The following is a 23,824-nucleotide window of genomic DNA, read 5'->3' on the forward strand; positions in this document are numbered from 1 at the left end:
CCCGTCTCTCCCGGTCTGTTCTAGTTCGCAGTATCGCCCACAGCGGGCCCGATTAGGGTGAAGGCCATGACGCCGTTGACGCCGCTCCCTCCGCTGGCCGTCGGGTTCGACCTCGACATGACACTGATCGACTCCCGGCCCGGGATCGCCCGGGCCTACGCGTACCTGGCTGAGGAGACCGGCACGGACATCGACACCGCGCTCGTCTGCTCCCGCCTCGGACCGCCGGTCGAGGTCGAGATGGCGAACTGGTTCCCGGCCGACGAGGTCGAGGCCATGGCGGACCGGTACCGGAAGCTCTACGCGGAGTACGGGGTCGCCGGGGTCACCCCGCTGCCGGGCGCGGTGGCGGCGCTCGCCGCGGTGCGCGCGGCCGGCGGGCGGACGGTCGTGGTGACCGGCAAGCACACGCCCAACGCGCGGCTCAACCTGGAGGCGCTGGAGATGCGCGTCGACGCGCTGCACGGCGACGTCTTCGCCGCGGGCAAGGCCGAGGCGCTGCGCGCCGAGGGCGTGCGGGTCTACGTCGGCGACCACCTGGGCGACGTCTTGGGCGCACGCGAGGCGGGCGCCTTCCCGGTCGCGGTCCCCACCGGGCCCTACGACGCGGCGAGCCTGCGCGCGGCCGGTGCGGGCGTGGTCCTGCCGGACCTCACCGGGTTCCCGGCCTGGCTGGACGACTACTTGGCGGCGACCTGACGCTTCTGCGAGCGGGCCGAGACGAACAGGCCCGTGAGCGCGACCGCGAAGCCCAGCGGCATCACCATGCAGACGAAGTACGCGGGCGTCGGCAGCCGGTGCAGACCGAGGAAGAGCGGCAGCACCGTGGCGATGGTCGCCACCGCGCCGACTGCGAAGAGGATCGCCCCGACACGGACCAGCCGGTCGCCGGGGGCGGCCGGGTCCTGCGCGCGGGAGAGGGAGTCAGCGTTCACACCCTCCACGCTAACGGGTCCGCACAGGTGCGCGGCGCGCACGGGGTTAGCGGAGTGCCCCGGCCGGGTATGCACGTCACGCACGGGGACCGTGCGTGCGCGCAGCGGGACCGCTGTGGCGTGACCAGGCTGTTCGATGAGGAGGTGCGCCATGTCCCCGATCTGGACGACACGTCGGTCGGCCGTGGCGCAGGTGCCTCCGGCGGAGCAATCCGGTCGATCATTTCGGCTCCGACCTGGAACAATGGCCCAGCGCTAGTTCGCCTGCGGCGCTCCGTGGTCACCACCGGTCACCGGTGGGGTGCCGCACCCCCGTACGACACACTCCGACTCAACGACTCACCCAACGACGAGGTCTCCCCATGCCTACGGGCAAAGTGAAGTGGTTCAACACTGAGAAGGGCTTCGGCTTCCTCTCGCGCGACGACGGCGGCGACGTGTTCGTCCACTCCAAGGCGCTGCCTGTCGGAGTGGAGTCGCTGAAGCCCGGCCAGCGGGTCGAGTTCGGCGTGGTCGCCGGCCACCGGGGGGACCAGGCGCTGACCGTGACACTCCTGGAGGAGGCCCCGTCGCTGGCCGCGGCGTCCCGCAAGAAGCCGGACGAGCTCGCGGCGATGGTCCAGGACCTCACCACGGTGCTGGAGAAGATCATCCCGGGCCTCCAGAAGGGCCGCTACCCCGACAAGCCCGTCGGCAAGCGCATCGCCACCCTCCTCCACCACGTCGCCGACCAACTGGACGTGTAGGTGCACTGCCCCAGGGGCGCGGGGCTCTGCTGATGTGCGGCTCCTCCCCCAGCCTTCGGCCGGGAGGCGCCCCCAGCGTGGGCGCGAGCATCCACCCTGTGCGGATGGCCCCGCGCGTTGGGGACCACCCGCTCAACGGTGGCTCGTCGCGCAGTTCCCCGCGCCCCTCGCGTGCTGCAACCTGAGGCGGGAGCGGAACCTCAGGAAGGGAAGGCCAGGAGCTCGTCCGGGACGGCCGGGGTCAGGCCCTCGGACGCGGCGCGGGTGAGGAGGGCGCGGACCGCGGCGTAGCCGGCTTCGCCGAGGTCCTCGGTGAACTCGTTCACGTAGAGGCCGATGTGCTGGTCCGCCACCGCGGGGTCCATCTCCTGGGCGTGCGACATCACGTAGTCCCGCGAGAGCGCGGGCTCCGCCCACGCGGCGCGGACACTGGCGCGGACGGTGTCCGCCAGCGCCGCGAGGCGCTCCGCGCCGAGCGAGCGGCGGGCGACGATCGCGCCGAGCGGGATCGGGAGGCCGGTCGCGGACTCCCACGCCTCGCCCATGTCCGCGAGGCAGCGCAGGCCGTAGTTCTGGTAGGTGAACCGCGCCTCGTGGATGACGAGACCCGCGTCGACCTTGCCGTCGCGCACCGCCGGCATGATCTCGTGGAACGGCATGACCACGATCTCGCCGAGGCCGCCGGGGACGGCCTCCGCCGCCCAGAGCCGGAACAGCAGGTACGCGGTGGAGCGCTCGCTCGGGACGGCCACGGTGGCGCCGCGCAGCGCGGCGGGCTCGGAGGAGGCGTCGGGGCCCGTGAGGACCAGGGGGCCGCAGCCGCGGCCCAGGGCGCCGCCGCAGGGGAGCAGGGCGTACTCGGAGAGGACCCACGGCAACTGCGCGTAGGAGATCTTCAGGACGTCGAGCTCGCCGCGCTCGGCCAGGCCGTTCGTGATGTCGATGTCGGCGAAGGTGACCTCGGGCGGCACCGCCCCCGCGACCAGGCCGTCGGCCCAGGCGTGGAAGACGAAGGTGTCGTTCGGGCAGGGGGAGAAGGCGATACTGAGGGCCGGGTTGGAAGAAGTCACCGGACCAGTGTCTCGTACGGCACCCGCGCGTGGACGTCCGCCAGGGCGGCCAGCGCCTCCCCGATGCGCCAGGCGGCGCGGTCGCGGGGGCCGACCGCGTTGGAGACGGTCCGCAGCTCCAACACGGGGACGCCGTGTCCGGCCGCCGCCTCCGCGACGCCGAAACCCTCCATGGCCTCGGCCACCGCGTCCGGGTGACGCCGCAGCAGCTCGGCCGCGCGCTCCGCGCTGCCGGTGACGGTGGAGACCGTCAGAACGGGGCCGGTGGCCGTCGGGAGCCCGGCGTCGCGCAGGCGCCGGACGACCGGGTCGACGAAGGCGCAGGCGTGCCGGACGCGTCCGAAGCCCAGCTCGGTGACGTCGGCGAAGCCGTCGGGCGTCGCCGCGCCCAGGTCCGCCGCGACGATCGCCTCGGCGACGACCGCCGAGCCGACCGGGGCCGCGGGGGCGAAGCCGCCCGCGATGCCGGAGGAGACGGCGAGGCCGTAGGCCGTCGGGGCGAGTGCGAGGGCCGTCGCCGTGGCCGCGGCCGCCGCGGCGGGGCCGACGCCGCCGATCACCACGTCCACCGGGCCGAGGGCCGTCAGCGGGTAGCCGCCGGGCAGGGTCCGCGTGACCTCGTCCGCGTGCGGCAGCGCCGCGCCAGCACCACGAAGCACCGCCGCCGCTTCGGGAGCGACGGCGGTGACGACGAGAACGCGCGGGGAGGTCAACGGGCCGTCAGGGCGCGGTTCAGCTGCCGGCGACCTTGAGCTGGAGCAGCCACTCGCCGTAGATGCCCTTGCCGCCCTTGTCGGTCTCCACGATCAGGATCGGGCCGGTGTTGGACGTCGTGGTCTGACCCGTGGTCGGGTCCTGGGTCGTCAGGACCTGGGCGATGGACAGCGGACCCGCGTAGGCGTTGGTCTGGTGCTGTACCAGGAAGCCGCTGCCGGTGCGCGCGACCCAGCCGTTCTTGGTGATCGGCTGGTCGACGTTGATGCCGAAGTTGCCGTTCGCGCTCGGCACGATCGCCGTCGGCATCTTCTTGTCGTCGCTCAGCGCTGCCTTGATCGACGCGCTGCACTTGGCCTGGTCGGCCGTGCTCAGGGCCTTGCCGCCCTTGTAGCAGTTGTCGAGGGGGGCGATCTGCGTCCAGTGGGAGCCGGCCACGACGGAGACCCGGGCGACCGAGGGCGCGTAGTGGGCGGCGATCGGAAGCGTGATACCGAGCGTCGCGGCGCCCACGACGGCGACGGCTCCAAGGGCGGCGACACCGCGGTTGAGACTCATGGTGGCAGGCTACCGTCCCGCGACGATCACGCCACGTCGGGGGCTGCCGTCGCGTGCCGCGGCCGAAGCGTGAGCCGGGTCCGGACGGACCACACCAGGGCGACCCCCATCAGCGCGGCGGCGGTGGCCATGCCGACCTCCCCGACCAGCGGCAGCACGATCCCGAGGCCGCCGCCGATCACCCAGGTCAGCTGGACCACGGTCTCCGAACGGGCGAACGCCGAGGTCCGGACGGCTTCCGGCACGTCGCGCTGGATGAGGGCGTCGAGGCCCACCTTGCCCATGCACTGGGCGAAGCCGGAGACGAAGGCGAGCAGCACGACCGTGAGGGCGCCGAAGAGGATCGCGGCGGCCAGGGAGGACACGAACGCGAGTGCGACCATCAACGTGACGAGCGTCTCAGGGCCTTTCGTGCGCATCCAGGCGCCGACGACCGTGCCGAGCGTGTTGCCGATGCCCAGCGCCGCGGCGACCAGGCCCAGCGACGCCGTGGCCGGCAGCCCGGCGAGCGGATGCTCGCGCACCAGGAAGGCCAGGAAGAAGGTCAGGAAGCCGAACAGCACGCGCAGCGCGCTCTCCGAACCCAGCGCCAGCACGACGCCGGGGCCGACCGTCCGCAGCCCGACCTTGGCCCCGTCGGCCGGTGTGACCTCCGCGTGCAGGAGGGCGCGCTCCTCGCCCTTGGCCACGTCCACGGTGTGCGGCAGCGCGAAGGCGAGCCCGGCGCCGACGATGTAGATCAGGAACGCGCCGCGCAGCGGCCAGTCCGGGCCGATCAGGTGCAGCAGCCCGCCGAGCGCGGCGGCGACGCCGGTCGACAGCAGCCCGGCCAGCGAGACCCGCGAGTTCGCCTTCACCAGCGGCAGCTGTGGCGGTCTCAGCCGCGGCACCACGACGCTGCGGACGACCCCGTAGGCCTTCGAGGCCACCAGCACGCCCAGCGCCAACGGGTAGATCGCCAGGCTTGCTCCGGCGATGGCCCCCGTCATCATCCAGGCCAGCCCGGCCCGGGCCAGCAGACTGCCCGCCATGGCGGCGCGCCGTCCGCTCGGGATCTTGTCCAGCATCGGCCCGATGACCGGCGCGAGGAGGACGAACGGCGCCATGGTGATCAGCAGGTACAGCGCGACGCGCCCGCGCGCCTCGTGCGTCGGCACGGAGAAGAAGATGGTGGACGCCAGTGCGAGCGTGATCATCATGTCGCCGGCGGAGTTGACCGCGTGCAGTTCGATCAGCTTGGCCAGGCCCGACTCGCCCGCGCCCTCGGCGGAGGTGGCGCGGCGGATCCGCCGTCCGGTCGCGTTCGCGACCTTGCCGGTGCGCACCGCCGCAGCCGAGGCGAACCGGTGCACGGAGGACGCCGCGCGCCGCGCCTTGCCCACTCCCGCCTCGGCCATATCTCCCATGGTGCACGACGGGAAAGAGAAGCCGTGGCACTTGGCACGGTACTTTCGGGATCCGGTTCCGCGTCCACGCGGGACACGGGACGGGCCGGTCGGCAAGAATAGGAGTCCGACCGGAACCGCGCGCACTCGTCGCCCCGGCGGTGGTGCGGAGTCCGTGGTTATGGCCGCGACGATGGTTGGGAGAGAATCAGTCCGTGATGAGTGCTGCGACGACGCGAAGCCGTACCCCTGACCGCCTGTGCGCCGAGGCCGTGGAGTTCGCCCGGCACGCGGCCGTCGCGGCGGTCGGCGCGACCGCAGTCGGCGCGCACCTCGGCCTGGACGTCGAGGGCGACCGCGTGGTCACGCACTATTTCGCCACGACGGAGAAGGCCTACCGAGGCTGGCGCTGGGCGGTCACCGTGACCCGCGCCGCGCGCGCCAAGCAGGTCACTCTCGATGAAACGGTGCTGCTGCCCGGCCCCGAGGCGCTGATCGCGCCGGAGTGGGTCCCGTGGAGCGAGCGCCTGCGCCCCGGCGACCTCGGCCCCGGCGACCTGCTCCCCACCGAGGCGGACGACCTGCGCCTGGAGCCCGGCTACTCCGGTGACGACGAGCCCGCGCCGAACTCGGTCCTCGCGGAGGACCGGCTCTCCGGCATCGCCGGCGAGGACGTGGCGATCGAGCCGAACGGCGAGCGGGTCGCGGTCGCGCCCGAGACGGAGCGCGCGGAGATCGCGTCCGTCGCGAACGAGCTGGGCATGGGCCGCGCGCGTGTGCTGAGCCGACTGGGCCTCAACCTGGCCGCGGACCGCTGGGAGAAGGAGTTCGGCGCGCACTCGCCGATGGCGCAGGCGGCGCCGGCGGCGTGCGTCTCGTGCGGCTTCCTAGTCCCCCTGAGCGGTTCGTCGCTCAGCCAGGCCTTCGGCGTGTGCAGCAACGAGTTCAGCCCCGCGGACGGCCGTATCGTCTCGCTGGCGTACGGGTGCGGCGCGCACTCCGAGGCGGCGGTGATGCCGGCCCCGGTGGTCCCGGCCCCGCCGGTCCTGGACGAGCTCAGCCTCGAACCCCTCCCCCTCCACCCCGACCGCTCCGGCGGCTCCGTCGAGGAGAGCACCCCGGCCGAGGAACTCGGCCACAGCTGACCCGCTTTCGGGGGCGGAGCCTCCAGGGGCGCGAGGCTCTGGTGATGTGCGGCACCTCCCCCAGCCTTCGGCCGGGAGGTGCCCCCAGCGTGGGCGCGAGCAACCACCCTGTGCGGATGGCCCTGCACGCCTCGGACCATCCGCTCATCGGTGGCTTGCCGCGCGCGCGGAGGAGCCGCACATGGGCGCGGCCCCGCGGCCCCGAACGGTTACTCGCCGATGTCCTCGTTCCAGAGGTCCGGGTGGGTGCGGATGAAGTCCGTCATCATGCCGACGCAGTCCTGGTCGTCCAGCAGGACGATCTCGACTCCGTGCTCGGAGAGCCACGCGTGGCCGCCGTGGAAGGTCGTCGCCTCGCCGACGACGACGCGGCCGATGCCGAACTGGCGGACCAGGCCCGAGCAGTACCAGCACGGGGAGAGCGTCGTCACCATCGTGGTGCGGCGGTAGCCGCGCAGGCGGCCGGCCGCGCGGAACGCGGCCGTCTCCGCGTGCATGGACGGGTCGCCGTCCTGGACGCGGCGGTTGTGGCCCGCGCCCAGCAGCTCGCCGTCGGGACCGAACAGCGCCGCGCCGATGGGGATGCCGCCCTCGGCGAGGCCGCGGCGGGCCTCGTCGACGGCGACGGAGAGAAGTGCGCGGTAGTCGAGAGAGGACATGCCCTTACGATGCCTCGGCCGGCCCCGCCCGAACCGGCCCGAGGCCCGGCGACACGCGTTCGGCGCCCGGCCCCGGAGAATGGCGCCACCACACGGTGACGGATACTGAGCACCATGGCTTACGACGATCTACGGTCCTTCCTCCGGGCGCTGGAGCGCGAGGGCGACCTCAAGCGCATCAAGGTGGAGGTCGATCCCTACCTGGAGGTCGGTGAGATCGTCGACCGGGTCCAGAAGGCCAAGGGACCGGCGCTGCTCTTCGAGAACGTGAAGGGCTCGGCGATGCCGCTGGCCATGAACGTCTTCGGCACCGAGCGGCGCCTCGCCAAGGCGCTGGGCCTCAAGTCCGCCGACGAGATCGGCGAGAAGATCGCGGGGCTGCTCAAGCCGGAGCTGCCGCACGGCTTCACCGGCGTGCGCGAGGCCTTCGGCAAGCTGGCCGGGATGACGCACGTGCCGCCGAGGAAGGTGAAGCCGGGAGAGGCCAAGGTCCAGGAGGTCGTGCTCACCGGCGACGACGTGGACCTGATGCAGCTGCCGGCGTTGTTCACCTGGCCGCAGGACGGCGGGTCCTTCTTCAACCTGGGCCTGACCCACACCAAGGACCCGGACAGCGGCGTGCGCAACCTCGGGCTGTACCGCCTGCAGCGTCACGACAGGCGCACCATCGGCATGCACTGGCAGATCCACAAGGACAGCCGCAACCACGCCGCCGTCGCGGCCAGGCGCGGCGAGAAGCTGCCGGTCGCGATCGCCTTCGGCTGCCCGCCGGCCGTCACCTACGCGGCCACCGCGCCGCTGCCCGGGGACATCGACGAGTACCTGTTCGCGGGCTTCGTCGGCGGCGAGCGCGTCAGGATGGTCGACTGCAGGACCGTCCCGCTCCAGGTCCCGGCCGACGCCGAGGTCGTGCTGGAGGGGTGGCTTGACCCGGACGAGATGCTGCCCGAGGGCCCGTTCGGCGACCACACCGGCTTCTACACGCCGCAGGAGCCGTTCCCGGCGCTGACCATCGACTGCGTGACGATGCGCCGCCGACCGCTGCTCCAGTCCATCGTGGTCGGCCGCCCGCCGACCGAGGACGGCCCGCTGGGCAAGTTCACCGAGCGGTTCTTCCTGCCGCTGCTGAAGGTGATCGTCCCGGACATCGTCGACTACGACCTGCCCGAGGCCGGCGGTTTCCACAACTGCGTGATCGTCTCGATCGACAAGAAGTACCCCAAGCACGCGCAGAAGGTCATGCACGCGATCTGGGGCGCTCACATGATGTCGCTGACCAAGCTGATCATCGTGGTCGACTCGGACTGCGACGTCCACGACTACCACGAGGTCGCCTGGCGGGCGCTCGGCAACGTGGACTACAGCCGTGACCTGTCGGTGGTGGAGGGGCCGGTCGACCATCTCGACCACGCCTCCTACCAGCAGTTCTGGGGCGGCAAGGCGGGCATCGACGCGACCCGCAAGCTCCCCGAGGAGGGCTACACCCGCGACGGCGGCTGGCCCGAGATGGTGCTCTCGGACCCCGCCACGGCCTCACTCGTGGACAACCGCTGGAAGGAGTACGGGCTCTCATGACGACGGCTGTCGCCACGCCGGAGATCGGCAGAACGAAGGCGTTCCTGCGGCTTGTGATGATCGAGCACTCGGTCTTCGCGCTGCCCTTCGCCTACATCGCCGCGCTGACGGCGATGTTCCTGCAGGACGCGCACGTGCACTGGGTCCAGCTGCTGCTGGTGACGGTGTGCATGGTCGGCCTGCGGACCTTCGCCATGGCCGCGAACCGGATCATCGACCGCGAGATCGACGCGCGGAACCCGCGCACGGCCGGGCGGGAGCTGGTCACCGGCGCGGTCTCGCTGCGGACCGCGTACACGGGCTCGGCGGTCGCGCTGGTCGTCTTCCTGGCCGCGGCGGCGCTGCTCAACCCGCTCTGCCTGGCGCTGGCGCCGATCGCGGTGATCCCGATGGTCGTCTACCCGTACGGCAAGCGGTTCACCGACTTCCCGCACGCGATCCTCGGCCTCGCCCAGGCGATGGGCCCGGTCGGCGCGTGGATCGCGGTCACCGGCACCTGGTCCTGGGAGGCCTGCGTGCTGGGCCTGGCGGTCGGCGTCTGGATCGGCGGCTTCGACCTCATCTTCGCCTGCCAGGACGTGATGGCGGACCGCGCCGACGGCGTCCGCTCCGTCCCGGCCCGCTTCGGCGTCGCCAAGGCCCTCTACGGCGCCCGCGCCGCCCACGTGGTCACCATGCTGCTGCTCGGCTGGTACGCGTGGCTGACGGCGGCCGGCTGGGCGTTCTGGATGGGCCTGGCGGTGGTGAGCGCCGCCTTCGTCTACGAGCACTCCATCGTCCGCCCGGGTGACCTGAGCCGTCTGAACCGGGCCTTCTTCCAGGTGAACGGCTTCGTCGGGATCTCGCTGTTCTGCTTCGCCCTGCTGGACCTGGCGCTGCGCGGACTCACTCTTTAGAGCCCCTTGGCTCCCGATGCTACCGGCGGTAGCATCGGGAGCATGTCCGGTAGCAGGAAGTACTCCGTCAGCCTTCCCGAAGACCTCGCCGAGACCGTGCGTGAGCGCACCGGGCCGGGTGGGTTCTCGGCCTATCTTGCCGAGGCGCTCGAGCAGAAGCTGGCCATGGATCGGCTGGCAGAGATCGTGTCCGACTTCGAGGCGGACAACGGTCCGCTGAGCCGCGAGGAGATCGCCGCGGCCGCGGCGGTGCTTCGGCGCGACGGCCGCGCCGCTGAGGGGGCAGCGGCCTAACATGGCGGGAACGCTCCTGCTCGACTCCGAGGGCCTGTCCAAGCTCTACCTGAACGACCGCCTGATCGTGGCGTATGTCGCCGCCGCGATGCAGGAAGGCGTCCGCGTGGCCACGACCGTGATGACGGTGTTGGAGGCGGACTCCGAGCGCGTGAATCAGGCGCGGTGTGCCTGGGTGCTCTCCCGCATCGACGTGGTCGAGGTGACGGTCCCGCTGATGAAGTCGTCCGCAGGCCTGCTGCGGACGCACGGCCTGCGGGGCCGCAAGTACGCCAGCGACGCCGTCCTCGCGGCGGCGGCACTGGCGGCGAGTAAGCCCGTCACCGTGCTCACCTCTGATCCGGAGGACCTGACGTTGCTCTGTGGGCCCGGAGTCGAGATCGTCAAGGTCTGAGGCGGCGCTAGGGTCGATGGCGTGAAGCGTGAACCGTGGGTCGTTGGGGTGACGGGGGCGTCCGGGACGCCGTATGCGGCTGCGGTCGTGCGGGGGCTGCTCGGGGCCGGGGAGGCCGTGGACGTGGTGGTCAGCCGCGCGGCGCGGCTGACGTTGATCGACGAGACGGGGATCCCGTTCCGCGACGGGCACTGGCGCGAGGACCTGCGGGAGTGGCTGGAGCGGCCGCTGGACCGGGGCAAGCCGGAGCCGTTCGAGCTGGACGACGTGCGGTACTGGACGGCCGGAGACTTCGCCGCCGGCCCGTCCAGCGGGTCGTACCCTGCCAAAGGGATGATCGTGGTGCCGTGCAGCGCGGCGGCCGTCGCGGGGATCGCGATCGGCCTGAGCAAGGACCTGCTGCAACGGGCCGCGAGCGTCACGCTCAAGGAGCGCCGTCGGCTCGTGCTGTGCGTCAGGGAGACCCCGCTCAGCGGGGTGACCCTGCGTCAACTTGCCGACCTGGACCAGCAGGGCGCGATCGTGATCCCGGCCTCGCCGGGCTTCTACGCGGGCTCGGCCAGTGTCCAGCAGCTCGTGGATTTCGTCGCCGGACGCGTGCTCGACGCGGTCGGGGTCGAGCACCGGCTGTACCTCCGCTGGGCGGGTGAACTGGGCGGTGGCGCCACCTCGACGTGATGGAGGTCACCTCGTCGGAGTATCTTCTTTGCGAACCGGGGGCCGCATGGGCCTGGAGTTTTTGATTCCGGATACTGTCGGCAGGTTCCCCAACGATTGGAAGGCCAGGTTTTCGACCATGGACGCGGTGGACAGGCAGCTCATCCAGGCGCTGCGCGAGAACGGGCGCGCCTCCTACGCCGAGCTGGGACGGCTCGTCGGCCTGTCGGGCCCCAGTGTCACCGACCGGATCAACCGCCTCGAACAGGCGGGCGTCATCACCGGCTACCGCGCCACGGTGAACCCGGCCTCGCTGGGCCTGGGCGTCACCGCCCTGATCGGTCTGCAGCTGACCGACGCCGCGGACCACGAGGACGTGGCCGGGCGCCTGCGTGACCTGCCCGACGTCGAGGACTGCTGGTTCATCGCGGGCGACGACTCCTACATGCTCAAGGTCCGCGTTCCCAACGTGGACGGCCTGGAGTCGATCGTGAAGCGCCTCTCCGGCACCAAGGGCGTGGCCCGCACCCGCACCACCGTCGTGCTCTCCACCAAGTGGGAGAACCGGGCGGTCGAACTGCCCGACACCGAGTTCACGGACGCCACACGGAAGGCGTGATCCGCACATGGCCCTGGTGACACTGGACGAACTGCGCGAGGCCCAGCGACGGATCGCCGGGGTCGCGGTGCGCACCCCGCTGATGCCCTGCCCGTGGGCGGACCAGTCAGAGGGTGCGCTGCGAAGCAGTTCGGACAAGGGTGGTGGCGGGCGACGGGCGGGCCGGAGCCTGCATCTGAAGCCGGAGAACCTCCAGCCCACCGGCGCGTTCAAGATCCGCGGCGCGTACAACCGCCTGGCGGCGCTGACGGCCGAGGAGCGGGCGCGCGGCGTGGTCGCCCAGTCCAGCGGCAACCACGCCCAGGCCGTGGCCTACGCCGCCCGCGAGCTCGGCATCAAGGCCGTCATCGTCATGCCGGACACCTCGCCCGAGGTGAAGATCGAGAACACCCGCTCCTACGGGGCCGAGGTGATCCTGGTGGACATGACGCAGCGGGACGACCTCCCGCGGGAGCTGGTGGAGCGTCACGGCTACGTCTGGGTGCCGCCGTACGACGACCCGTACATCATCGCGGGCCAGGGGACGACCGGGCTGGAGATCTCCGACGACGCCGCGGCGCTCGACCTCGACCTGCAGACGGTCCTGGTCCCGGTCAGCGGCGGCGGCCTGATCAGCGGCGTCGCGACGGCGCTGAAGCTCACCATGCCCGGCGTGCGGATCATCGGCGTCGAGCCGGCGCTCGCCGGGGACGCGGCGGAAAGCTTCCGCGCCGGGGAGCGGCGCGCCTGGGCCCATGCGGACACCTACCGCACGATCGCCGACGGCCTGCGCACGACGTCACTGGGCGAGCTCCCCTGGGAGCACGTGCAGGCGTACGTGGACGACATCGTCACGGTCTCGGAGGAGGAGATCGCCGAGGCGGTGGCCGTCCTGGCCCGACGCGGCCGGCTGGTCGCCGAGCCCTCGGGCGCGGTGGCGACGGCGGCCTACCTCTTCCACGGCGAGGAGCTGCCGGGCAGCCGCTTCGCCGCGGTGGTGAGCGGCGGAAACGTGGAGCCGGCGCTGCTGGCGCGGATCCTCGCCGTCTGACCGGAACCCCACGCCCCGGAGGGGGCCTGCAACTGACGCACCGCTCGGGGGCGTAGGCTCGTACGGATTGTTCAACGCGCTGATGGAGGCGGGACTCGGATGGACGCAGGGCTGAAGCGCGAGCTGGAGGCGAAGGTCTACGCCGGGGAGCGGCTCACCCGCGAGGACGGGATCGCCCTCTACGAGACCGACGACCTGGCCTGGCTCGGTGGGCTGGCCCACCACGTGCGGACCCGGAAGAACGGCGACGTCGTCCACTTCAACGTCAACCGTCACCTGAACATGACCAACGTCTGCACCGCGTCCTGTGCGTACTGCTCGTTCCAGCGCAAGCCGGGCGAGAAGGACGCCTACACGATGCGCATCGAGGAAGCGGTCAAGCTCGCCAAGGCGATGGAGAACGACCAGCTGACCGAGCTGCACATCGTCAACGGCCTGCACCCGACGCTGCCCTGGCGGTACTACCCGCGTTCGCTGCGCGCCCTCAAGGAGGCGCTGCCGAACGTCGCACTGAAGGCGTTCACCGCCACCGAGATCCACCACTTCGAGAAGATCTCCGGCCTCTCGGCCGACGAGATCCTCGACGAGCTGATCGACGCCGGCCTGGAGTCGTTGACCGGCGGAGGCGCCGAGATCTTCGACTGGGAGGTGCGCCAGCACATCGTCGACCACGACACCCACTGGGAGGACTGGTCGCGGATCCACCGCCTGGCGCACAGCAAGGGCCTCAAGACGCCCTCCACCATGCTCTACGGCCACGTCGAGGAGCCGCGCCACCGGGTGGACCACGTGCTGCGGCTGCGCGAGCTGCAGGACGAGACCGGCGGCTTCCAGGTCTTCATCCCGCTGCGCTACCAGCACGACTTCCACGACTCGCGCGACGGCAAGATCCGCAACACGCTGCAGGCGCGGACCACCATGGCCACCGGCGCGGACATGATCCGCACCTTCGCCGTCTCCCGGCTGCTCTTCGACAACGTCCCGCACGTCAAGGTCTTCTGGGTGATGCACGGCCTGGCCGGGGCCCAGCTGATGCTGAACCACGGCGCGGACGACATGGACGGCTCGGTCGTCGAGTACAAGATCACCCACGACGCGGACGGCTTCGGCACGCCGAACAAGCTGACCCGGGACGACCTGCTGGACCTGATCCGCGACGCGGGCTTCCGCCCGGTCGAGCGGAACACCCGCTACGAGATCATCCGCGAGTACCCGGGCCCGGACGCGTCCCGCCGGGAGGCGCCGCAGCCGATGCGCTTCTGAGGTACGGCTCCGAGGGTCGTCCACAGCCCTGTGAAGATCGCCGCGGGCGGCGTGCTTCACTTGTTGGGTATTGCCCTCCCGTAGGGACCCCGTAGGGAAAGAGAATCCGTGCCGTGAGCACCAAGTCGCACGCCACCCTCCGCTACAGCGCGATGCGGGCCAGCATCTTCCTCGCCTGCTTCCTGATCGCCCTCGTGCTCGCGCACGTCGGCGTGCTGCCGGTGACGGCCGGCGCCTCCGGGGTCTTCCTGCTGCTGCTCATCGCGGGTCTGGTCTCCGCGCCGATCAGCTTCGTCGTGCTGAGCCGTCAGCGCGACGCGATGTCGGAGCAGATCACCGGCGGCATCGAGCGCCGCAAGGCGGACAAGCGGAGCATGGGCGCCCGCATCGCCGCGCAGAACGCCGCCGAGGACGCGCTGGACGACGCGGTCCGCGCCGAGCAGAAGTAACCCCGGCCTCTCTTGGACCAGGCCGGGCGGTGCGGGTGAGCAGGCGTCCGACCGGGCGTGACGTCGCCGAGCGCGCCGGGGTGTCCCAGGCCACCGTCTCGCTGGTCTTCTCCGGCTCCGGGACGGGCTCGGGCGCGGCCGCGCACCGGGTCTCCGAGGCCACGCGCGAGCGGGTGCTCGCCGCCGCCGCCGAGCTCGGCTACGCGCCGCAGGCGGCCGGGCGCCAGCTGCGGCTCGGCCGCACCGGTCTGCTGCTGCTCGCGGTGCCGAACATCCTCGGCCCGTTCTTCGCCCGGGTGGTCGCGGGCGCGCAGACGGAGGCCGCGCAGGTCGGGTCCGCCGGGGCCGGCGATGGCGGCCTGTCCGTCGTCGTCTCCTCGGCCTGGGACCACGCCGCGCTGGCCCGCGCCGCCCGCGGCGGCCAGTACGACGGCCTGCTGATCTGCTCGCCCGACGACAGCCAGCTCGGCGGCGACCTCCCCGACGACGTCCCGGTCGTCTTCCTCGACGCCGACCCGGCCCTCAGCGCCGGTCACCCGCGCCGCCGCACCCAGGAGCTGGACGTCGGCACCGGCATGGCCGCCGCCGTGACGCACCTGCGCGCGCTCGGACACGAGCGGCTGGGACACCTGCGCTCGATTGAGTCGGCGCACACCTTCCGAGCTCGCCAGGCGGGCTTCGAGACCGCCGCGGCGGGCGCGCGCGTCGTCGAGGTCGGCGTCTCGGTGAACGGCGGCCTGGACGCCGCCCGGGCCGCCGCGCGGCTGCTGCTGGCCGACGCGCAGGACCGCCCTCGCGCCGTCGTCTGCGACGACGACGTGGTCGCCGCGGGCGTCTACCACGTCGCCGCCGAGTTGGGTCTGCGCATCCCCGAGGACCTGTCGGTCGTCGGCATCGACAACATCGTCGCCGCGCCGCTCTTCTCACCCGCGCTCACCACCGTCGACCTGCCCGGCGAGCGCCTCGGCGCGGCGGGCGTGAGACTGCTCACCGCGCTCACCGCCCCCGCCGGGCCGGGAGCACGCTCGGGCGCGGGCGTGCGGCCGCCGGAGCCCGACCCGCTGCCGACGCATCTCGTCGTGCGCGGGTCCACCGGACGCTGACCCGGGGCGGACGGGGGACGGGCGGGGGATAGGCTGAACGTGTGGATCCCAAGACCAGAACGCGCATCGTCACCGGTGCCTTGGTGCTGCTCCTGATCGCCGTGGTGATCGGCGCGGCCCTGCGCTAGCCATGTGGGTGATAACCGTTCGGATCTCTCGCGTTGCCGAGGGTGACGAGCGGGGCGAAGTTTGAGCGTGTCCGACCAACCCCTTTTGAGTTAGGGAAGTCACGCTCATGCATGTCAGTCGCGTCCACTCCGTGATCGCCGGTGCCACGCTCGCCGCCGTCCTGGCGGGCAGCTCGCTCGTGGCGACAGCGGAAGCCGCACCCAAGCCCGCCGACAGCTCGACCCAGCACGTGGCCCAGCCCGGCGCCGTGCTGCCTGCGGCCGACCCCTCCACCGTGCTGACGGTGCTCGGCAACCTCGGCGCCGTGCAGAACGCCATCGCTCAGCTCACCGCGCTGGCCCAGGCCAAGCCGGCACCCAGTGCCGCCGAGGTCCAGGCTGCGGCGGCCAAGGTCACCGCGGCCATCACCGACCTGCAGAAGTCCATTCCCACGAAGGTGCCGGTGGTCGGCCGCGACACCCCCGCTGCGGCGCCGACGGACGCGATCGGCGACGCGCTGACGAAGCTTCAGGGCGACGTCACCAGCCTGGTGTCCGCGCTGACGGCGGTGCCGGCGGATCTGACCAAGGTCACGGCGGCGCTGACGGCGATCGTCGCCGACCTGCTGGCCGTGGTCACCCAGACCGTCGCGAGCCTCGGGCTGAGCCTGCCCGTGCCGCTGCCGGTGACGCAGCACTGATCCGGTGAACGCGCGAAGGGGCGGGCCTGGCGGCCCGCCCCTTCGCGCGTGTCGTGCGCGTCCGGCTACAGCTGCTCGATCACGTAGTCGACGCAGGCCGTCAGCGCCTCGACGTCCGCCGGGTCGATGGCCGGGAACATCGCGATGCGCAGCTGGTTGCGGCCCAGCTTGCGGTAGGGCTCGGTGTCCACGATGCCGTTGGCGCGCAGCGCCTTGGCGACCGCGGCGGCGTCGATCGCGTCGTCGAAGTCGATCGTGCCGATGACCTGCGAGCGCTCGGCCGGGGTGGCGACGAACGGGGTGGCGTAGGAGGACTTCTCGGCCCAGGTGTACAGGCGCGAGGAGGAGTCCGCGGTGCGGCCGGTGGTGAACTCCAGCCCGCCGTTGCCGTTCATCCAGTCCAGCTGGTCCGCGAGCAGGAACAGCGTGGAGATGGACGGGGTGTTGTACGTCTGGTCCTTCGACGAGTTGTCGATCGCCGTCGGCAGGTCGAAGAACGGCGGGATGTAGCGGCCGGACGCGGCGATCCGCGCGGCGCGCTCCAGCGCGGCGGGGGAGAAGACCGCGATCCACAGCCCGCCCTCGGAGGCGAAGGACTTCTGCGGCGCGAAGTAGTAGACGTCCGACTCCGTGATGTCCACCGGCAGACCGCCGGCCCCGGAGGTGGCGTCGACCAGGATCAGCGCGCCCTCGTCCGCGCCCGCGACCCGACGGATCGGCATGGCCACACCGGTCGAGGTCTCGTTGTGCGTCAGCGCGTACACGTCGACGCCGGCCTCGGCCTGCGGCAGCGGGTGCGTGCCGGGCTCGGACTTGATCACGGTGGGCTCGGCCAGCCACGGCGCGGCCTTGACGCTGCCGGCGAACTTGGAGGAGAACTCGCCGAAGTTGAGGTGCTGGGACTTGTTCTCGACCAGCCCGAAGGCGGCGATGTCCCAGAAGGCGGTGGAGCCGCCGTTGCCGAGGACGACCTCGTAGCCCTCCGGCAGGGAGAAGAGGCTGCTGATGCCCTCGCGCACACGCTTGACCAGGTTCTTGACCGGGGCCTGGCGGTGGGAGGTGCCGAGCAGAGAGTCGCCGGCGGCGGCGAGGGCGCCGAGCGCCTCCGGCCGGACCTTGGACGGACCTGCGCCGAAACGGCCGTCAGCGGGCCTGATGTCAGCGGGGATCTGGATATCAGCCACGGTGGAATCGTATCGGCTGACGGCCGTCTCGAAGTGGAGAGTCCGTCGAGTGAGACGGTGCTCAGGCGCACCTCAGGGGCGCAGGGAACCGAAGGGAACAGTTCCTCGCGCCCCCGTGGACGGGGGGTGAACCCCGGGTGGGTACGGGTCCGTCACTTGGAGATGGACTCGTAGCCCTCGATCGTGGTGACGCTGCGGGACGCCGGGCCGATGTAGCGCGCGGAGGGACGGACCAGACGGCCGGTGCGCTTCTGCTCCAGGATGTGCGCCGACCAACCCGCGGTGCGGGCGCAGGTGAACATCGAGGTGAACATGTGCGCCGGGACCTCGGCGAAGTCCAGGACGATGGCCGCCCAGAACTCGACGTTGGTGGCCAGGACGCGGTCGGGGCGACGCGCGTGCAGCTCCTCCAGGGCCGCCTTCTCCAGCGCGGCGGCGACCTCGAAGCGCGGAGCGTCCAGCTCCTGGGCGGTGCGGCGCAGCACGCGGGCGCGCGGGTCCTCGGCGCGGTAGACGCGGTGGCCGAAGCCCATCAGGCGCTCGCCCTTGTCGAGGGCGTTCTTGACGTAGGCGACGGCGTCGCCGCTGCGCTCGATGTCCTCGATCATGCCCAGCACGCGGGACGGCGCACCGCCGTGCAGCGGGCCGGACATGGCGCCGACGGCGCCGGACAGGGCGGCGGCCACGTCCGCGCCGGTGGAGGCGATGACGCGGGCGGTGAACGTGGAGGCGTTCATGCCGTGCTCGGCCGCGGAGGTCCAGTACGCGTCGACGGCCTTGACGTGCTTCGGGTCGGGCTCGCCGCGCCAGCGGATCATGAAGCGCTCGACGATGGTCTCGGCCTTGTCGATCTCGCTCTGCGGGACCATCGGCAGGCCCTGGCCGCGGGCGGACTGGGCCACGTAGGAGAGGGCCATGACCGCGGCGCGGGCGAGGTCGTCACGGGCCTGGTCGGCGCTGATGTCGAGCAGCGGGCGAAGGCCCCACACCGGCGCGAGCATGGCCAGCGCGGACTGCACGTCGACGCGGATGTCGCCGGAGTGGACCGGGATCGGGAAGGGCTCCGCCGGGGGCAGGCCCGGGTTGAACTTGCCGTCGACCAGCAGGCCCCAGGTGTTGCCGAAGGAGACGTGCCCGACGAGCTCCTCGATGTCGACACCGCGGTAGCGGAGGGAGCCGCCCTCCTTGTCGGGTTCGGCGATCTCCGTCTCGAACGCAACGACTCCTTCGAGTCCGGGTACGAAGTCGGACATCAGGCGGCTCCTCGGATCGGTTCTGACCGGTCGGTTCTGACTGGTCGGATCGGCGGAAGGCTTGGTGGTGTGGCCAAGTCGTCTCTGTTTTTGTGGCCGCGCGGTTGCGCGGGTGACGGTGCGGCGCGCGTGGCACGCGGTGTCAGCCTCTCAGGCACTGGGTGCATCGCGCCAGATCCCACGTCGGTGATGCCCTGCACACGCGTCGTATTCACCTGTTGCTGCCGGCTTCGTCGACGGAGCGCGGCAACGATACTCTCTCGACGTCGAGAGAATCCACGCTCGTCCCGGTGCGTCCCGCCGTACCGCGCGGATGACGCGCCGGCCGCCTGGTTGTCGGACGATCTTCCCGGTACGTTCAGCCCGGCTGTCCGGCTCGGACTGGGATGATGGCGACGTGCACGCATCGGATGCTCCTCTCGCGCCGGACCACGGACCCCTCGCGCCGCTCGGCCACGTCGACCCCGCGGACATGCGCCGCCAGTACCGGGCCGAGGGCCTGCTGGAGGCGGAGCTCGCCGCGGACCCGGTCCAGCAGTTCACCCGCTGGTTCGTCGACGCGCAGCACGCCGGCATCGACGAGCCGAACGCGATGATCGTCTCCACGGTGGACCGGGCCGGCCGGCCCAGCATGCGCACCGTGCTGCTGAAGGGCTACGACGAGCGCGGCTTCGTCTTCTACACGAACTACGAAAGCCGCAAGGGCCGCGAGATCGCGGACAACCCGCACGTCGCGCTGCTCTTCCCGTGGCACCCGATCGCGCGCCAGGTGATCGTCACCGGCACCGCGACCCGGGTCGGCCGCGACGAGACGGCCGGGTACTTCCGCTCCCGCCCGCACGGCTCCCAGCTCGGCGCCTGGGCCAGCGCCCAGTCCCAGCCGGTCGCCTCCCGCGAGGAGCTGGAACGCCGCTACGCGGACCTCGCCACCCGCTACCCGGAGGGCGAGGGCGTCCCCGTTCCGCCGTTCTGGGGCGGCTTCCGGGTCTCCCCGACCTCCGTCGAGTTCTGGCAGGGCCGCGAGAACCGCCTGCACGACCGTCTGCGCTTCGACGCCGACCCCACCGCCCCGACCGGCTGGCGGGTGGACCGGCTCTGCCCCTGAGCCTCCCCATCGGGCGCCTCCCGGCGGCCGCTGTGCGCGCCAGGGTGTGCGCCCCCTGCGACGGTCGTGCGCCGGAGTCTCCACTGATGCGGACGGGTGATGAGAAAACCTACGACAGCTGGAGTAGGCGCTGACTCGCACGAGTGATTCCTCGACATCGCCTTTTTGCAGTCGTCAGGGTGAGGGCATTGCCCATGACCTGCGCCGTTGGGCGGTGGTGGGCGCGCGGGGCCGGGGTGCCGCCCGCCCGGCGATTACGTGAATCTTCCGTGGAGGGGTAAGTTTCCGCGCGGGTGGATGGTTTGCCGTACGGTTCCTGGCTCTTGGCGATGCAGACCATCGAACGGGGCGAGGAGAAGGCCGCCTGGCAGCCAACTGCCCGGTCACCGTTCCCTTCAAACCCAAGGGGTCCTCAATGTCCGCATCCCGCGACACCAAGTCCCAGGCCACAGAGGCGGATTCGTCCGTCGCCGAGGGCCAGGGCACCCGTCCCGCCCCGGTCCGGCTCGCCAGGCGGGGTGATGCCGCGCACAGCATGATGCTGAGCCGCGTGCTGCCCGACAGCGGCGTCTCCCGGCTGGACGTGGCAGCCTTCAACTCCTCGATCTGACGAGGCGCAGAGGCTGTCTGTCTGTAGACAAAAAACTACCATGGATCTCAACCGTTCTGTCACCACGCCGTTCAGACAGTTCGTCATCAAACTCGAAAGTCGATGCGATCTGTCGTGCGACCACTGCTACGTGTACGAGCACGCCGACACGAGTTGGCGCGGGCGCCCCACGGTGCCGCCCGACGAGGTCCTCGTGCGGACGGCCGGCAGGATCGCGGAGCACGCGCGGGAACACCGGTTGGCGCGGGTCCATGTGGTGCTCCACGGCGGAGAGCCTCTGTTGGCTGGGCCGGTCCGGTTGCGGCGTGCCGCGCAGGTGCTGCACGACGCCCTGCGCGGGGTGTGCGAGCTGGATCTGAGGATCCACACCAACGCGGTGACCCTCGACGAGCGGTTCCTTGAGATCTTCGACCAGTACGACGTGAAGGTCGGCGTGTCCCTCGACGGGGACCGCGCCGCCAACGATCTGCACCGCCGTTATGCGAACGGCCGTAGCAGCTACGACCGGGTGGTCCGGGCGGTCGACCTGCTCCGCCTGCCCCGCTGGCGCCATCTCTACGCCGGCCTGCTCTGCACCGTCGACGTGCGCAGCGACCCCGTCGCCGTCTACGACGCCCTGGTGGCGCTCGAACCGCCCCGCATCGACTTCCTGCTGCCCCACGCCACCTGGGACGAGCCCCCGCTGCGGCCCGAAGGCCCCGGCACGACCCCGTACGCCGACTGGCTCTGGCGCGTCTACGAGCGCTGGAACGCCCAGGACCGACCGGTGCCGGTCCGGATGTTCGACTCGCTGCACCGGACGCTGCGCGGCCTGAGCAGCCTGACCGAGTCCCTCGGCCTCGCCCCCGCCGACCTCGTCGTCGTCGAGACGGACGGCACCCTGGAACAGGCCGATTCGCTGAAGACCGCCTACGACGGCGCGGCCGCGACCGGCTTCGACGTGTTCCGCCATGACTTCGACACCGCGGCCCGTCACCCGGGCATGATCGACCGTCAGCAGGGCCTGGCGGGGCTGAGCGCCCAGTGCCGCGCCTGCCCCGTGGTGGAGTCCTGCGGCGGCGGCCTCTACGCGCACCGCTACCGCAGCCCGCAGGGCGGCTTCCACGCACCCGACGGCGGCTTCGACCACCCCAGCGTCTTCTGCCCCGACCTCCTCTCCCTGATCACCGCCGTGCGCGACGCCCAGGACGCGTCCGCAGGCGGCTCCGCCCCCAAGGAGCAACGCCCCATGGCAACCGGCCTGCTGTCGGACCGGCACTTCGACGAGCTGGCCTCGGGGTACGGCAGTGCCGACGCCGTCGCGGTGCTGGCCGAGGCCCAGGTGGAGCTGAACCGCGCGCTGCTCGACCAGGTCGCCGAGGCCTGGGCGGCGGCGCCCGAGGCTGAGCTGCCGTACGGGGAGGCGTGGGAGCTGATCGCCCGCCTCGACGAGAGCGCCCCGCAGGCGCTGGACCGCGCTTTGGCCCACCCGTTCACCCGCTCCTGGGCGCTGGAGTGCCTCCGGCGGTCGGGGCCCGCCGCCGAGCGCTTCGGCGGTGTCGCCGAACTCGCGGCCGCGGCGGCGCTGTTCGCCGGCCGCGAGGAGAAGCTGACGCTGCCCGTTCGCCCCGGTGGCGAGCTCCGGCTGCCGGGACACGGGGTGCTGACGGCGGTCGGGGGCCGCTCCGCCCTCGTCGCGACCGAGCACGGCAGGTTCGCGGCCGAGACGGCCCAGGAGCGGGTCGAGGTCCGGCTGCGGGCGCCCGGGCACGAGCCCCGCTGGCGCCCGGTCCGGCCGGTGTCGGGCCCCGCGACCGCCCGGGATGTCGCGGCGCGGGCCGACACGCAGGGCTGGCTGCTGCGGCTCGACGACACCGATCCGCAGCGCCGCGCCCACCACTGGACCCCGGCCGAGCCGATGGACGACGCGGAGGCGGCGCGCTGGGAGGCGGAGCTGGCCGGCGCCTGGCGGCTGGTCGACGAGACCCTCCCCGGCTACGCGCCCGGTCTGCGGGCTGGTCTCGGCACGGTCGTGCCGCTGCGGCCCGCCGCCGACGGCAGCTACGTCAGCGGCGCCGCGCGCGACCTGTTCGGCACCGTCGGCATCGCCCGGCCGGGTGCGGAGGAGTTGCTCGCACTGCTGCTGATCCACGAGTTCCAGCACGTCAAGCTCGGCGCGGTCTTCGACGTCGAGGACTTGTTCGACCGTGCTGACACCAGGACTTTCGACGCCCCCTGGCGGCCCGACCCGCGCCCCTTCGAGGGGCTGTTCCAGGGCGCCTACGCGCACATCGCCGTGGTGGAGTTCTGGCGCTCGCGGTGGCGGGCGACCGGCTCGAAGGAGGCTCGAGCCGAGTACACACGTTGGCTCGACCACACCTTTCGCGCCATCGGGGTCATGACGGACTCTGGAGCCCTGACCGAACGCGGCCGCCGCTTCGTGGCGGGGATGCGGGCCACCGTCGAGCCATGGGTCCGCGAGGCCGCCACAGGCGAGGAGGGCTGATGGCGGACCGCGGCGGCCGGGTGGACGTCCAAGCGTGGCGAGGCCTGCTCGGGGCCCTGGGTCGGCCGCCGGGTGGCGTCCTCCTGGTCCAGGCGTCGCTGCACCGCCTCGGGCCGGTCGCGGGCGAGGAGGACGATCCGCAGGGCCGGGCCGGCGTGGTCGCGCGGGCGCTCCGCGAGGCGCTCGGGGAGGACGGCACGCTGGTCGCCTACACCGCGACCCCGGAGAACTCGCAGACCTCCCGGCTCTACCGGGAGGCCACGGCGGGGCTCAGTGCGGCCAAGCTGGAGATTTACCACGAGCGCATGCCCGCGTTCGACCCCGTCCGGACGCCGAGCTCGCCCACCGTGGGCCGGCTCTCCGAGGCGATCCGGTTGCTGCCGGGCGCGCGGCGCAGCGCGCACCCGCAGACCTCCTTCGCCGCGGTCGGCCCGCTGGCGGAGGAGATCACCGGCGAGCACCCGCTGGCGCAGCACCTGGGCTGGGACTCGCCGCTGGGCCGGTTGTACGGCTGCGGCGCCCAGGCGCTGCTCATCGGCACCGGCGCGCGCAGCTTCACCCCGTTCCACCTGCTGGACTACCGCCTGGACGCGCCCGTGCAGACCTACCGGGCCAAGCGTCTCGACCGGGCGGGCCGGCCCTACTGGCACGCGTTCCAGGGGGTGTCCCTGGACGACCTGCACTTTCCCGAGCTCGGCCGCCGGGTCCTGGCGCTGGGCCGCGCGGCGGAGCCGCCGCTGCGGATCCCCCGGGCGCCGATCGGCGGGACCAGCGTCGCCCTGGTGCCCATCCGTGCCGTCGTGGACCTCGCGGCCAAGGTGGCCGTCCGTGCGACGGGCGTTGCCGGCTGACGGTGTTGACGGACCATCAAGCGGCGCGGTTCCATC

General features: G+C 72.1%; 26 protein-coding genes. 18 read left to right on the plus strand and 8 right to left on the minus strand.

Features of this window, described 5'->3' with window-relative positions:
• Nucleotides 1-66 precede the first annotated feature (66 nt).
• Nucleotides 67-699: an HAD family hydrolase gene (locus TR48_RS06520; protein ID WP_042364941.1), complete on the plus strand. Its 633-nt coding sequence runs from the start codon at nt 67-69 to the stop codon at nt 697-699.
• Here TR48_RS06520 and TR48_RS06525 read toward each other — a convergent pair.
• Complete coding sequence (locus TR48_RS06525; protein WP_042364942.1) at nt 681-935, minus strand: hypothetical protein; 255 nt, start codon at nt 933-935, stop codon at nt 681-683. The genes TR48_RS06520 and TR48_RS06525 overlap by 19 nt on opposite strands.
• A gap of 362 nt (nt 936-1,297) precedes the next feature.
• Between TR48_RS06525 and TR48_RS46480 the strand changes: the two genes are divergently transcribed.
• Nucleotides 1,298-1,681 (plus strand): cold-shock protein, encoded by a 384-nt coding sequence (locus tag TR48_RS46480; RefSeq protein WP_042364943.1) that lies wholly within the window; start codon nt 1,298-1,300, stop codon nt 1,679-1,681.
• Between the two features lie 200 nt (nt 1,682-1,881).
• On the opposite strand, the gene TR48_RS06535 is transcribed toward TR48_RS46480, so the two are convergent.
• Genes TR48_RS06535 through TR48_RS06550 form a run of 4 tightly spaced genes read right to left on the minus strand, consistent with a single transcriptional unit; the run spans nt 1,882 to nt 5,429 of the window.
• Nucleotides 1,882-2,751: a 1,4-dihydroxy-6-naphtoate synthase gene (locus tag TR48_RS06535; RefSeq protein WP_042364944.1), complete on the minus strand. Its 870-nt coding sequence runs from the start codon at nt 2,749-2,751 to the stop codon at nt 1,882-1,884.
• On the minus strand, nt 2,748-3,464 hold the full coding sequence (locus TR48_RS06540) for a futalosine hydrolase (protein ID WP_042364945.1): 717 nt from the start codon (nt 3,462-3,464) through the stop codon (nt 2,748-2,750). The genes TR48_RS06535 and TR48_RS06540 overlap by 4 nt, the downstream gene beginning before the upstream one ends.
• A gap of 19 nt (nt 3,465-3,483) precedes the next feature.
• Nucleotides 3,484-4,023 carry a hypothetical protein gene (locus TR48_RS06545; protein ID WP_042364946.1) on the minus strand — a complete coding sequence of 180 codons (540 nt, stop codon included), beginning with the start codon at nt 4,021-4,023 and terminating at the stop codon, nt 3,484-3,486.
• A gap of 26 nt (nt 4,024-4,049) precedes the next feature.
• Nucleotides 4,050-5,429, minus strand: coding sequence for an MFS transporter (locus tag TR48_RS06550; protein ID WP_084728906.1), 1,380 nt, complete (start codon nt 5,427-5,429; stop codon nt 4,050-4,052).
• A gap of 197 nt (nt 5,430-5,626) precedes the next feature.
• Here TR48_RS06550 and TR48_RS06555 point away from each other — a divergent pair, with 197 nt between their 5' ends.
• Nucleotides 5,627-6,553: a DUF3027 domain-containing protein gene (locus TR48_RS06555; protein WP_042364947.1), complete on the plus strand. Its 927-nt coding sequence runs from the start codon at nt 5,627-5,629 to the stop codon at nt 6,551-6,553.
• 209 nt (nt 6,554-6,762) lie between these two features.
• Here the strand turns inward: TR48_RS06555 and TR48_RS06560 are convergent, their stop codons facing one another.
• Nucleotides 6,763-7,212, minus strand: a complete 450-nt coding sequence (locus TR48_RS06560) for a nucleoside deaminase (RefSeq protein WP_042364948.1) — start codon at nt 7,210-7,212, stop codon at nt 6,763-6,765.
• 114 nt (nt 7,213-7,326) lie between these two features.
• Between TR48_RS06560 and TR48_RS06565 the strand changes: the two genes are divergently transcribed.
• The 11 genes from TR48_RS06565 to TR48_RS38630 all read left to right on the plus strand — a co-directional run bounded on the left by TR48_RS06565 (nt 7,327) and on the right by TR48_RS38630 (nt 16,300).
• The gene (locus TR48_RS06565; RefSeq protein ID WP_042364949.1) at nt 7,327-8,787 is read left to right on the plus strand and encodes a menaquinone biosynthesis decarboxylase; all 1,461 of its coding nucleotides are present in this window, start codon (nt 7,327-7,329) and stop codon (nt 8,785-8,787) included.
• Complete coding sequence (mqnP, locus tag TR48_RS06570; RefSeq protein WP_042364950.1) at nt 8,784-9,683, plus strand: menaquinone biosynthesis prenyltransferase MqnP; 900 nt, start codon at nt 8,784-8,786, stop codon at nt 9,681-9,683. The genes TR48_RS06565 and mqnP overlap by 4 nt, the downstream gene beginning before the upstream one ends.
• 42 nt (nt 9,684-9,725) lie before the next feature.
• On the plus strand, nt 9,726-9,977 hold the full coding sequence (locus tag TR48_RS06575; protein ID WP_042364951.1) for a hypothetical protein: 252 nt from the start codon (nt 9,726-9,728) through the stop codon (nt 9,975-9,977).
• Nucleotide 9,978: 1 nt separating this feature from the next.
• Nucleotides 9,979-10,371, plus strand: a complete 393-nt coding sequence (locus TR48_RS06580; RefSeq protein ID WP_042364952.1) for a DNA-binding protein — start codon at nt 9,979-9,981, stop codon at nt 10,369-10,371.
• Between the two features lie 21 nt (nt 10,372-10,392).
• Nucleotides 10,393-11,049: a UbiX family flavin prenyltransferase gene (locus TR48_RS06585; RefSeq protein WP_084728908.1), complete on the plus strand. Its 657-nt coding sequence runs from the start codon at nt 10,393-10,395 to the stop codon at nt 11,047-11,049.
• A gap of 118 nt (nt 11,050-11,167) precedes the next feature.
• On the plus strand, nt 11,168-11,647 hold the full coding sequence (locus TR48_RS06590; protein WP_042364954.1) for an Lrp/AsnC family transcriptional regulator: 480 nt from the start codon (nt 11,168-11,170) through the stop codon (nt 11,645-11,647).
• A 7-nt stretch (nt 11,648-11,654) separates the two neighbouring features.
• Nucleotides 11,655-12,677, plus strand: a complete 1,023-nt coding sequence (locus tag TR48_RS06595; RefSeq protein ID WP_042364955.1) for a threonine ammonia-lyase — start codon at nt 11,655-11,657, stop codon at nt 12,675-12,677.
• Between the two features lie 99 nt (nt 12,678-12,776).
• Nucleotides 12,777-13,940 carry an aminofutalosine synthase MqnE gene (gene mqnE, locus TR48_RS06600; protein WP_042364956.1) on the plus strand — a complete coding sequence of 388 codons (1,164 nt, stop codon included), beginning with the start codon at nt 12,777-12,779 and terminating at the stop codon, nt 13,938-13,940.
• Between the two features lie 113 nt (nt 13,941-14,053).
• Nucleotides 14,054-14,389 (plus strand): DUF4229 domain-containing protein, encoded by a 336-nt coding sequence (locus TR48_RS06605; protein ID WP_052442443.1) that lies wholly within the window; start codon nt 14,054-14,056, stop codon nt 14,387-14,389.
• A 35-nt stretch (nt 14,390-14,424) separates the two neighbouring features.
• The gene (locus TR48_RS06610) at nt 14,425-15,492 is read left to right on the plus strand and encodes a LacI family DNA-binding transcriptional regulator (RefSeq protein WP_161789786.1); all 1,068 of its coding nucleotides are present in this window, start codon (nt 14,425-14,427) and stop codon (nt 15,490-15,492) included.
• A gap of 235 nt (nt 15,493-15,727) precedes the next feature.
• Entirely contained in the window at nt 15,728-16,300 is a 573-nt protein-coding gene (locus TR48_RS38630) for a hypothetical protein (protein ID WP_052442444.1), read from the plus strand.
• Nucleotides 16,301-16,365: 65 nt separating this feature from the next.
• On the opposite strand, the gene serC is transcribed toward TR48_RS38630, so the two are convergent.
• Nucleotides 16,366-17,484: a phosphoserine transaminase gene (serC, locus tag TR48_RS06620; RefSeq protein WP_042364958.1), complete on the minus strand. Its 1,119-nt coding sequence runs from the start codon at nt 17,482-17,484 to the stop codon at nt 16,366-16,368.
• A gap of 152 nt (nt 17,485-17,636) precedes the next feature.
• Nucleotides 17,637-18,737, minus strand: coding sequence for a citrate synthase 2 (locus TR48_RS06625; protein WP_042364959.1), 1,101 nt, complete (start codon nt 18,735-18,737; stop codon nt 17,637-17,639).
• Nucleotides 18,738-19,209: 472 nt separating this feature from the next.
• Here TR48_RS06625 and pdxH point away from each other — a divergent pair, with 472 nt between their 5' ends.
• The 4 genes from pdxH (at nt 19,210) to TR48_RS06645 (ending at nt 23,788) form a co-directional block, all read left to right on the plus strand.
• Nucleotides 19,210-19,842, plus strand: coding sequence for a pyridoxamine 5'-phosphate oxidase (gene pdxH, locus TR48_RS06630; protein ID WP_042365038.1), 633 nt, complete (start codon nt 19,210-19,212; stop codon nt 19,840-19,842).
• Nucleotides 19,843-20,257: 415 nt separating this feature from the next.
• Nucleotides 20,258-20,452 (plus strand): FXSXX-COOH family cyclophane-modified RiPP peptide SjiA, encoded by a 195-nt coding sequence (gene sjiA, locus TR48_RS06635; RefSeq protein ID WP_042364960.1) that lies wholly within the window; start codon nt 20,258-20,260, stop codon nt 20,450-20,452.
• A gap of 40 nt (nt 20,453-20,492) precedes the next feature.
• Complete coding sequence (locus tag TR48_RS06640) at nt 20,493-22,937, plus strand: FxsB family cyclophane-forming radical SAM/SPASM peptide maturase (RefSeq protein ID WP_042364961.1); 2,445 nt, start codon at nt 20,493-20,495, stop codon at nt 22,935-22,937.
• The gene (locus tag TR48_RS06645) at nt 22,937-23,788 is read left to right on the plus strand and encodes an AAC(3) family N-acetyltransferase (RefSeq protein WP_042364962.1); all 852 of its coding nucleotides are present in this window, start codon (nt 22,937-22,939) and stop codon (nt 23,786-23,788) included. Before TR48_RS06640 ends, TR48_RS06645 begins: the two co-directional genes overlap by 1 nt.
• Nucleotides 23,789-23,824 lie beyond the last annotated feature (36 nt).

The organism is Streptacidiphilus neutrinimicus, from assembly GCF_000787815.1.
Lineage (GTDB): Bacteria > Actinomycetota > Actinomycetes > Streptomycetales > Streptomycetaceae > Streptacidiphilus > Streptacidiphilus neutrinimicus.